Source organism: Modestobacter caceresii (genome assembly GCF_000761485.1).
Taxonomy (GTDB): Bacteria; Actinomycetota; Actinomycetes; order Mycobacteriales; family Geodermatophilaceae; genus Modestobacter; species Modestobacter caceresii.
Genome location: NZ_JPMX01000128.1, coordinates 1 through 9,658, shown reverse-complemented (window position 1 = coordinate 9,658; position 9,658 = coordinate 1). Strand labels below are relative to the sequence as shown.

8 protein-coding genes are annotated in these 9,658 nt (G+C 75.9%); 3 read left to right on the top strand and 5 right to left on the bottom strand.

The features are described from left to right. Positions 1 to 50: 50 nt before the first annotated feature. Complete coding sequence (locus IN07_RS22985; RefSeq protein ID WP_036341234.1) at positions 51 to 767, bottom strand: hypothetical protein; 717 nt, start codon at positions 765 to 767, stop codon at positions 51 to 53. Positions 768 to 960: 193 nt separating this feature from the next. On the opposite strand from IN07_RS22985, the gene IN07_RS22980 reads away from it, so the two are divergent. The 3 genes from IN07_RS22980 to IN07_RS22970 are packed head-to-tail and all read left to right on the top strand — an operon-like array spanning position 961 to position 3,612. Beyond that, entirely contained in the window at positions 961 to 1,287 is a 327-nt protein-coding gene (locus tag IN07_RS22980; RefSeq protein WP_231558546.1) for a BatC protein, read from the top strand. A 2-nt stretch (positions 1,288 to 1,289) separates the two neighbouring features. Further along, positions 1,290 to 2,654: a cupin domain-containing protein gene (locus tag IN07_RS22975; RefSeq protein ID WP_036341230.1), complete on the top strand. Its 1,365-nt coding sequence runs from the start codon at positions 1,290 to 1,292 to the stop codon at positions 2,652 to 2,654. Continuing rightward, on the top strand, positions 2,623 to 3,612 hold the full coding sequence (locus tag IN07_RS22970; protein ID WP_052091676.1) for a sucrase ferredoxin: 990 nt from the start codon (positions 2,623 to 2,625) through the stop codon (positions 3,610 to 3,612). The genes IN07_RS22975 and IN07_RS22970 overlap by 32 nt, the downstream gene beginning before the upstream one ends. A 69-nt stretch (positions 3,613 to 3,681) precedes the next feature. Here the strand turns inward: IN07_RS22970 and IN07_RS22965 are convergent, their stop codons facing one another. From IN07_RS22965 to IN07_RS22950, 4 genes are all read right to left on the bottom strand, one after another. After that, entirely contained in the window at positions 3,682 to 4,851 is a 1,170-nt protein-coding gene (locus tag IN07_RS22965; protein WP_036341229.1) for an alkaline phosphatase family protein, read from the bottom strand. Positions 4,852 to 4,859: 8 nt separating this feature from the next. Beyond that, positions 4,860 to 5,603 (bottom strand): class I SAM-dependent methyltransferase, encoded by a 744-nt coding sequence (locus IN07_RS22960; protein ID WP_036341225.1) that lies wholly within the window; start codon positions 5,601 to 5,603, stop codon positions 4,860 to 4,862. Positions 5,604 to 5,774: 171 nt separating this feature from the next. Next, complete coding sequence (locus tag IN07_RS22955; protein ID WP_036341222.1) at positions 5,775 to 6,044, bottom strand: hypothetical protein; 270 nt, start codon at positions 6,042 to 6,044, stop codon at positions 5,775 to 5,777. 155 nt (positions 6,045 to 6,199) lie between these two features. Then, positions 6,200 to 9,658, bottom strand: a 3,459-nt coding sequence (locus tag IN07_RS22950; RefSeq protein ID WP_036341219.1) for a DNA polymerase III subunit alpha, incomplete at its 5' end; no start/stop codon positions are given.

Sequence of the window (9,658 nt, the reverse complement as noted above, 5' to 3'; positions counted from 1 at the left end):
GCGGGTCAGGCGCGGGGACCGTGGTCGGTCCCGGTGCCTGTCGCCACAGATCAGCGGGTGGTGGTCACCCGGTTCTCCTCGGTGTCCTTCTTGGCCGGCCACATCTTGGCCCCGAGGACGCCACCGAGCGCCGACAGGATGATGGCCACGCCCATCACCAGGACGGCCCAGCTGGCGACCGACTGGGCGTTGTCCACGACCGGGCCGAGCTGTGCCGCGGGTGCGTTGCTGTTCTGCTGCAGCACACCGAGCTGGCCGATGGCGTCACCGACGGCCCCCAGGACCGCACCGCCACCGAGCAGGCTGAGCACGAGGAACGTCGCCATGCCCAGCGCCCACACCAGGATGCCGTGCAGGATGCCGTCGCTGACCCCGCGCCAGATCGCCGAGGCCGCCGCGGTCAGCCCACCGAGGAAGAAGGCGCCCCACAGGATCGCCGTGCTGACCCAGTCGGCGTTGGAGCCGCCGGCGCCCTCGATGTCCCACCAGCCGAGGGCGAAGGTGATCAGGTTGAACAGGACGAAGGACGAGATGGCCACGAGCAGACCCGCCCACACCGGCCCCCAGCGGACCCGGTCACGCCGCGGCGGGGCCACCGACACGTGCGTCGGCTCCTCGCGCCGATCGACCTCGCGGACCATCGGCTCGGCCCGCACCTCCCGGGTCGCGCCGACGGTCGGCTCGGCCGTCACCTCCCGCGTCGCGTCGCTGCCCGGGGTGGTGGCACCCGAGGTGGTGGCATCTGTACGTGCACGACTCTCTGTCATGACCTGTTTCCTCTCGTGCGTCGTCTGGGTGTTGCAGGCACTGACATGCCCACTCACGATCACCCGCACCGGGCACGTCGGATCGTGACCGGATCGTCATCCGGTGGCGCGGGAGCCGGGACGGGCAGCCCGGTCCGGGCAGGTGTGGGCAGTCGATCATCGCGGTAGAACTGGTCCAGGTGGTCCCCGACCGGTGACCACGACCTCGACGATCGGAGGAGCCATGGCGCTCGACGACGACGACATGACCAGCACAGAGGGACCGGCCGACGGCGGTGCGGAGGGCACGCCGGGCCAGCACGACGGCGGTGCTGACGGCGGTGCGGACGGCGGTGCCGATGGTGGCGCCGACGGCGGTGCCGATGGTGGCGCCGACGGCGGTGCCGATGGTGGCGCGGACGGCGGCGCGGACGGCGGTGCCGACGGTGGCGCCGACGGTGGCGCCGAGGGCCCGGCCGACTCGGGTGCCGGCGGCGGCACGCCCGGGCAGCACGACGGCGGCGCGGACGGCTCGGCCTGACCGTGTCCGACCCTGAACTGCCGGACCGGGCGCCGTCCTCCACCGAGGACGGCGCCCGGTCCTGGGCCGGGGGCACCACCCGCCCCGCACTGCGCCGCTGCATCCGGGTGGAGCCGGAGGTGTTCGCCGCCGAGCACTGGTCCCGCCGGCCCCTGCTCTCCACCGCCGCAGAGCTCGGCGGCACGTTCACCGACCTGCTCGACCTGCCCGCGGTCGACGAGCTGCTGAGCACCCGCGGCCTGCGCACGCCGTTCCTGCGCATCGCCAAGGACGGTGCCGTCGTCGACACCAAGCGCTTCACCAGCCCCCAGGGCGCCGGCGCCGAGGTGGCCGACCAGGTCTCCTCCGACGCGGTGCTGCGGCTGTTCGCCGACGGGAGCACCGTCGTCCTGCAGGGCCTGCACCGGTTGTGGCCGCCGCTGATCGAGTTCGCCGGCCAGCTCGCCGCCGACCTCGGGCACCCCACGCAGGTCAACGCGTACATCACCCCGCCGTCCTCGCGCGGGTTCTCCCCGCACTACGACGTGCACGACGTGTTCGTGCTGCAGGTCGCCGGCGAGAAGCACTGGACGATCCACGAGCCGGTGCTCACCGACCCGCTGCGCACCCACCCGTGGACCGACCGCGCCGCCGAGGTCGCCGCCGCCGCGCAGCGCCCCCCGGTGATCGACGCGGTGCTGCGTCCCGGCGATGCCCTCTACCTCCCCCGCGGCTACCTGCACTCAGCGGTCGCGCTCGGGGAAATCAGCGCGCACCTGACCGTCGGCGTGCACTCGGTGACCCGCTGGGGCGCCGTGGAGTCCGCCCTGGACCTGGTGCGCACCCTGGCCGCCGAGGACCCCACGCTGCGTGGCTCCCTGCCGCTCGGCGTCGACCTGGCCGACCCCTCGGCCACGACCGAGGACGTCGCCGCGGTGCTCTCCGGGCTGCAGCGCTGGCTCGGCGAGGTGGACCCGGCGGCCGTGGCCGACGCGCTGCGGGCCCGCACCTGGGCGCAGGTGCGACCGGCCCCGGTCTCCCCGCTGGCCCAGTCCAGTGCTGTCGCGGCGCTGTCGGCCGACACCGTGTTGCAGGTGCGACCGCTGCTGCGCCTGCAGCTGCGCGACCCGGACGGCGGACGGGTGGCGCTGGTCGCCGGCCGCCGCACCCACGACCTGCCGGCCGACACCCACCCGGCCCTGGCCGCGCTGCTCGCCGCGGGCGAGCTGAAGGTCGGTGACCTGCCCGGGCTGGACGCCGCCGACCAGCTCACCCTGGGCCGCCGGCTGGTCACCGAGGCGATCGCGATCGTCCCGGACGCCCGTGCCGGGACGCCGGCAGCCGGCGCCGGGCACGATGGGGGCCGTGGCGACACCGGTGGGGCCTGAGCCGACCGGCCCGGTCCACCCCGACCCGGGGTCCCCCGCGCCCCGGTCGACCCCGGCCGGCCGGCTGGACCCGGCCCGCTGCTCGGTGCAGGCGCTGCTGCGCGGGGACTCCCCCGTCGCCACCGCACCACCGGCCCGTCGTTGGCTGCTGGTCGAGCAGCCCGGCCCGTGGGGGCGCGACGCCCTGCTGGAGTCCCGATTCGACCGGCGGGTCGCCTCCCGGCTGGCGGCCCGGGCCCGCGAACTGGGCATGCGGATCCAACTGGTCCGCCGGCCCGGGGAGCGGTCGACGGAGGGCGGTCGCCGCTGGGCGGTCGCGGACACGACCCCCGGCCGGGAGACCGTCCGCTGGTCGACCCGGGAGGACGACGCCGAGCTGCTCCAGCTGCCCTGGGACGGCTCGGTCGGCGAGCCGACGCAGGTGCCGACCTACCTGGTCTGCACGCACGGCGCGCACGACGTCTGCTGCGCCGTCCGCGGCCGGCCGCTGGCCCGGGCGCTGCCCGCCGCCGGGGCGGCCGCCGACGTCTGGGAGACCAGCCACCTCGGCGGTGACCGGTTCGCCGCCAACGTCGTCGTCCTGCCCTGGGGGCTGGTCTACGGGCAGGTGCCCGGGGACGGCCAGGTGCTGCTCGATGCGCATGCCGCCGGCCAGGTGGCCTGGGCGTTCCTGCGCGGACGGGCCGGGCTGGCGCCGGCCGCCCAGGCGGCGCAGCACCACGCCCGCGGGGAGCTCGGCCTGTTCGGCGTGGGCGACCTGCCGCCGCGGCGGGTGCGCGGGTTGCCGTCGCCGGCGCCCGGGATCGAGCGGTTCGAGGTGACCCTGGCCGGGCCGGACGGCGACGTCGTGGTGAGCGTGGAGAGCCGGCTGTCCGCGGAGTCGCACCGGCTGACCTGCGCCGCCCCGCAGCCGGGCCACTGGCGCACCTGGCACCCGCTGGCCCTGCACCCGGCCTGAGGGCCACGGCGCTCAGCCCAGCCCACGGCGCTCAGCCCAGCCCACGGCGCTCAGCCCAGCCCACGGCGCTCAGCCCAGCGCGCGACCGCGGGCGGCCAGCAGCGGGATCGCCAGCTCCGCCCGGGTGAGCGAGCCGTGGTAGGCGGCCAGCATCGACCCGAACGGGTCCTGCTGGACGTCGGTGAACGCCCAGCTGCCCCGGGCCAGCGCGACGACGTCGCCGATCCGGTCGGCCAGCTGGTCCTGGACCTCCCCGAAGACCCCGCTGTCGACCGCCTCGGCCCGGCTGACCACCCAGGCGCGGTCCCCGAGCACCGCCCGCCAGGCGGCGAGCACATCGTCGACAGCCCCGGGCTCGGCGTGCACGTAGCGGGCTCGCGGTTCGCCGGCGAGCAACCGCACGCCGTCGCTGAGCGCAGGCTCCGCCCCGATGTCGAGCCGGGTGGAGTCGGGGACGTCGACCATGCCGTGGTCGGCGGTCACCAGCAGCACGGCGTCCTCGGGCAGCCCCTCGACCAGCTGCTCGACCAGCCGGTCGACGATGCCGAGCTGGGCGCGCCAGTGGGGTGAGTCGACGCCGCGGACGTGCCCGGTCAGGTCGAGCTCGGCGGTGTAGCCGTAGACCAGGCTGCGCTCCCCGGTGCGCAGCGCCGCGTGCACCCCGGCGACCAGGTCGCCGGGGCTGAAGGCGCTGGCGTAGTCGGCGCCGCGGTAGGCGGCGCGGGTGAGGCCGGAGCCGGCGAAGGCGTGCGGGGCGACGACGGTGCAGGAGACGCCGGCGGCGGTGGCCTGCTCGAAGACGGTCGGCTGGGCCTGCCACTGCAGTGGGTCGGGGTCGTCGCGCCAGTGGACGTGGTTGAGGGTGCGGCCCTCGCCGGGCACCTCGGTGACGAAGCCGAGCACCCCGTGGCTGCCCGGCGGCAGGCCGGTGCCCAGGCTGACGAGGCTGACCGGGGTGGTGCTCGGGCAGGGCGCGGACAGCGTGCCGGCGGGGCTGCCGAGCGCGTTGAGCACCGGCGCCTGGCGCGGGTGGGCGGCGACCAGCTCGGCGCCCAGGCCGTCGACCAGCAGGACGGCGACCCGGCGGGCGCCGGCCACGGCGGGGCTCAGGTCGAGCGGGTCGGCGGGGAGGCCGCCGCGGCGCACAGGGACGCCGAGGGCAGTGGCGGCGCCGGGCAGCACGTCGGCGAGGGTGGCGCTGCCGTAGGGCGGGAGCCGGAGGCCCTCGGGCAGGCGCATCCCGCAGGTCAGCCGGCGGTCGGGCGGGTGGCGAGGACGTGCAGGCCGGTGGCGACGTCCCGGTAGGGGGAGACGCCGGCCAGCGCCAGCTCCAGGGCGCGCAGCGCGTCGGGGTCGGCCCCGGAGGAGGCGCCCAGCAGGTCGGCGACGACGGCGACACCGTGCCACTCCCCGGGCTCCAGCCCGGCGCCGGTGAGCAGCGCGAGCAGCTCCGCGGGGTCGAACCGCCGGTGGGCGGGGGCGCTGCGGGCGGGGGCCGGGTCGCGGTCGGCGAGCAGGGCGCGCGCCTCGACGGGGTGACCGCTGATCGCCCGCCCGAGGACGGCGCCGGCCCGGTTGGCCACGGCGAGGGAGAGCTGGCCGCCGGGGCGGAGGGCACTGGCGAGCTGCTGGAGGGTGCTGGCCGGCTCGTCGACGACCTCGAGCACGAAGTGGCACAGCACCAGGTCGAAGAGGGCTCCGGACGGGAGGGCGGTGAGCATCCGGTCGCCGTCGCCCTGGACGCCCCGGACCCGGTGGCCCGCACCGGCGGTGGCGGCCCGGCGGTGCAAGGTGGCCAGCGCGTCCGCGCTGGGGTCGACGACGGTGACCTGGTGGCCGAGGGCCGCGAGCGGGACGGCGAACATCCCGCTGCCGCCGCCGAGGTCGAGCACCTGCAGCGGGGAGCCGGCCGCGACCAGCGGGTCGAGCGCGGCCCAGATCGCCGCGGTTCGGGCCGGGGCCTGCGCGGCAGTGGCCGGGGAGGTCGTCACCCAGCCGAGCCTAGTGGCGGACCACCCGGCCCGGACCGGTGCCGCCGCAGCGCACACGGTGCGCCATCTCCTGCCGTGCGCCCGCACAGATCAGCGCAGCCGCTGGACGCGACCTGGCTCCGGGGGAGGGCGCCCACCCGGCTGGGTCGCGGGTGGGCGCCCTCGCGGAGATCAGCTGCCGGTCTCGGTGACCCCGAACAGGAGCACGCGCCGTTCGACGTCGTAGTGGACCGTCTCGGTGTTGATCAGCAGGTCCTGCAGGTTGTCCGCGTCGTCCGGGTCGAGGGTGAGGACCTCTTCCCAGGCGCCCTGGTCGAGCACGAGCTGCAACGTGTACGTGCCGGGCTTCCCCGGCTCCCCGGCCGTCCAGCTGAACTGGTAGTGGCTCAGCTGGCGGACCTTGATGGTGTTGTCGGTGACGGGCTGCGGGACCTCGGGCATGGAACTGCCTCTCGTTGACGGAGCCTGCCGGGCACTGCACCCGACGTGGGGCTGTGCTACCCGGCCGGGCAGCCGCCACGCGCCGCCCCGAGGTCCATCGGGCGAACGGCCGGGGACCACGGCGTTGCACGCCGGCGAGTCCGACCGTGGCCCGCTCAGTGGCCCGAGCTGCCGGGGCTGGAGTGCCAGAGCTTGCGCGGCGGTGCTGCTGCCGCGCGGCGGGCTGCGGTCGCGGCGTCCTCGCCGGCCGGCTTGATGTCGGCGTAGGGCGACATCCGGAACCCGGTCGGGTGCACCAGCACCGGCCGCACCACCACCGGCCGGGACGCCCGGGACGCCGCTGCCCCGGCGATCGCCTGCTCCGTGTACTCCCCCGGCGCGGCCATCAGCTCGGCGACCGCCTCCAGCCCGCCGGTCTCCCAGGCCTCGTGCAGCGCGGGCAGCTCCCAGGCCCCGGTGGCCCGCATCGAGACCCCGCGCGGCCCGGTGCGCCGCATCACCCCGCGGACCACCAGCAGCCAGGAGTGGAAGACGGTGGCGGCGTAGGGACCCTGCACGTCCTCGAAGAAGGTCGCGTCCGCACAGCCGGTGCCGTCGTCCAGGGTCACGAACACCACCCGTCGGCCGGACCGGATCGGCGGGGTCTGGGTGGCCACCTTCACCCCGGCCACCAGCACCTCCGCCCCGCTGCGGCACTGCAGCAGCTCCGCCGCCGGCACCGCACCGAGGGCGGCCAGGAACGGCCGGTAGAACTCGACGACGTGCCGGCTGGCGTCCAGCCCCAGCACCTCCAGCTCGGCCCGCACCCGCTCGGCGTCGGTGAACTCCGGCAGCCCGGAGGCGACGAACTCCGGCTGACCGCCGGCGTCCTCCGCGGGGGTCTCGACGTCGAACAGCCCGGGCTCGGTCTCGCCGGACGCCTCGGCGCCGAACAGGTCCAGCCCCAGCTGGCCGGTGCCGGCGGCCTTCGCGCCGCTGCGGCTCCAGCGGTCCAGCTCCCCGATCTGCAGCAGCAGGTCGCGGCGGGTCAGCTGCTGGCGCCGCCGCGCCGGCCGGCCGCCCTCGCTGTCGCGCACCCCGAACCCGTAGACGGAATCGAAGCCGCCGGCCAGCACCAGCCGCTCCACCACCGGCCGGGACACCCGGGCCCGGTTCCAGAAGTCGGTCAGCGACCGGTAGGGCTGCCCGGTCTGGATCCGGGCGACCTCGTCGGCGTCGATCCCCTTGACGTCGGCCAGCGACAGCCGGATGCCGTACCGCCCCGGGTCGGGCATCGCCGCCGGCATCCACGCCGGCCGGGGACGCGGCCGGTCATCGTCGTCCGCCCCGCCATCCGCTCCCCCGTCGACCCGCTCGACCCGGTAGGTGCCGGCCGAGGCGTTGACGTCCAGGCCGAGCACCTGCACCCCGAAGTTGCGGGCGTCGTCGAGGATCAGCCGCTTGGGGTACATCCCGGGGTCGTGGGTGAGCACCCCGGCCAGGAAGGCCGCGGTGTGGTGGGTCTTCAGCCAGGCCGACTGGTAGGTCGGCAGCGCGAACGCCGCGGCGTGGGCCTTGCAGAAGCCGAAGGAGCCGAAGGCGACCAGCACCTCCCACACCTGCTCGACCACCGCGACGTCGAAGCCCTCCGCCAGTGCCCGCGGCGCGAACCAGGCCTTGACCTCGGGGTGGGCGTCCTTCTCCCCCAGCGCGCGGCGCACCTCGTCGGCCTCGGCCAGGTCGCAGCCGGTCATCACCGACACGATCTGCAGCACCTGCTCGTGGAAGACCACCACCCCGGCGGTCTGCTCCAGCGCCGGGACCAGCGCCGGGTGCGGGTAGACCGGGTCGCGCCAGCCGTTCCGGGCCATCAGGAACGGGGTGACCATGTCGCTCTTCACCGGCCCCGGGCGGAACAGCGAGATGTCGACGATGAGGTCCTCGAAGGTCTGCGGACCGAACTTGCCGACCAGCTCGCGCTGACCCGGTGACTCGATCTGGAACATGCCCAGGGTGCGGGTGCTGCGGATCAGCTCGAACGTCGTCGGGTCGTCGCGCGGGACGGCGTCGATCTCGACCTGCTGCCCGTCGACCCGGGCCACCTCGTCCATCGCGTGCGCGATCGCCGACTGCATCCGGATGCCGAGCAGGTCCAGCTTGAGCAGCCCCAGCTCCTCGACGTCGTCCTTGTCGAACTGGCTCATCGGGTAGCCCAGGTAGCTGCTCTCCACCGGCGTGCGGTCGAGCAGGGTGGCGTCGGAGAGCAGCACGCCGCACGGGTGCAGGGCGATGTGCCGGGGCAGCCCGTCGAGCCGGGCGACCAGGTCGAAGAGCAGGTCCAGATCGCCCGAGCCACCGCTCCGTCGCGACCCCAGCCGGCTGGCCCGCAGCTCCGGGAGGTCGCGCAGCGCCGCGTGCACCTGGTTGGCCCGGATGTGCGGGAACGCCTTGGCCACCGCGTCGACCTCCGCCGGCGGCAGCCCGAGGGCGGCGCCGACGTCACGGACCGCGTGCCGCACCCGGTAGGTGTCCATCATCGAGATGCAGCTGACCCGGGAGGAGCCGAAGCGCTCGATCACCGCGTCGTAGACCTCCATCCGACGGGCGGACTCCACGTCGATGTCGATGTCGGGCAGCTGGTGCCGCAACGGGGAGAGGAAGCGCTCCATCAGCAGCCCGTACCGGATCGGGTCGACGTCGGAGATGCCCAGCAGGTAGGTGACCAGGCTGCCGGCGCCCGAGCCGCGGGCCGCGGCGCGGACCCGCAGCTCCTTGATCAGGGTGACCACGTCGGCGACGGTGAGGAAGTAGGAGGGGTAGCCGAGGGAGTCGATGACCGCCAGCTCCTCCTCCAGCCGCTCGCGCACCGCGGCCGACGGCGTCATCCCGCGCCGGCCGAACCCGGCCTCGCAGCGGGCCCGCAGCACCGCCGACGGGCCCATCCCGCGCTCGGCCGCGCTGGTGACCACGTCGAGCTCGGGGTAGCGCACGGTGCCGATGCCGAGGTCGGCCCGGACGTCGACCGCGCACTGCTCGGCGACCCGGGCGGTGGTCTCCAGCAGGTGCAGTGCGGCGTCCCGGTCGGGCCCGGCCAGCTCCTCGGCGAGCAGTGCCATCTCCTTGCCCGACTTCAGGTGCCCCTCGGCGGTGCGCCGGTCGACGTGCCGCTGGCCCAGCGGCACCAGCCGGCGGGCGGCGTCCAGCACGTCGGCGGTCGGGGCGTCGAGGGCGTCGACGTAACGGACCGCGTTGGTCAGCACCGCCGGCACCCCGGCCTCGGCGGCCAGCCGCAGCATCGCCTGGGCGCGGGACCGGTCGCCTTGGCCGCGGTGGTGCACGACCTCGAGCACGAGCTGGCCGGGCCCGAACACCGATCGCCAGGTGGCCAGCCGGGCGTGCGCCAGGTCGGCCCGGCCGGCGGCCAGCGCGCGGCCGACCGAGGACCCCGGCCCCAGCACCGCCAGCAGCCCGGCCGAGTGCGCACCGGCCAGCGTCAGCGAGCTGACCGGCTCGCCGCGGGTGCCGCCGAGGTGGGTGGCGCTGGTCAGCCGGCACAGCGAGCGCCAGCCCGCGCCGTCGCGGGCGAGGAAGGTGACCCGGGGCAGCCGCGGGTCGACACTGGCCCCGCCGCGGGC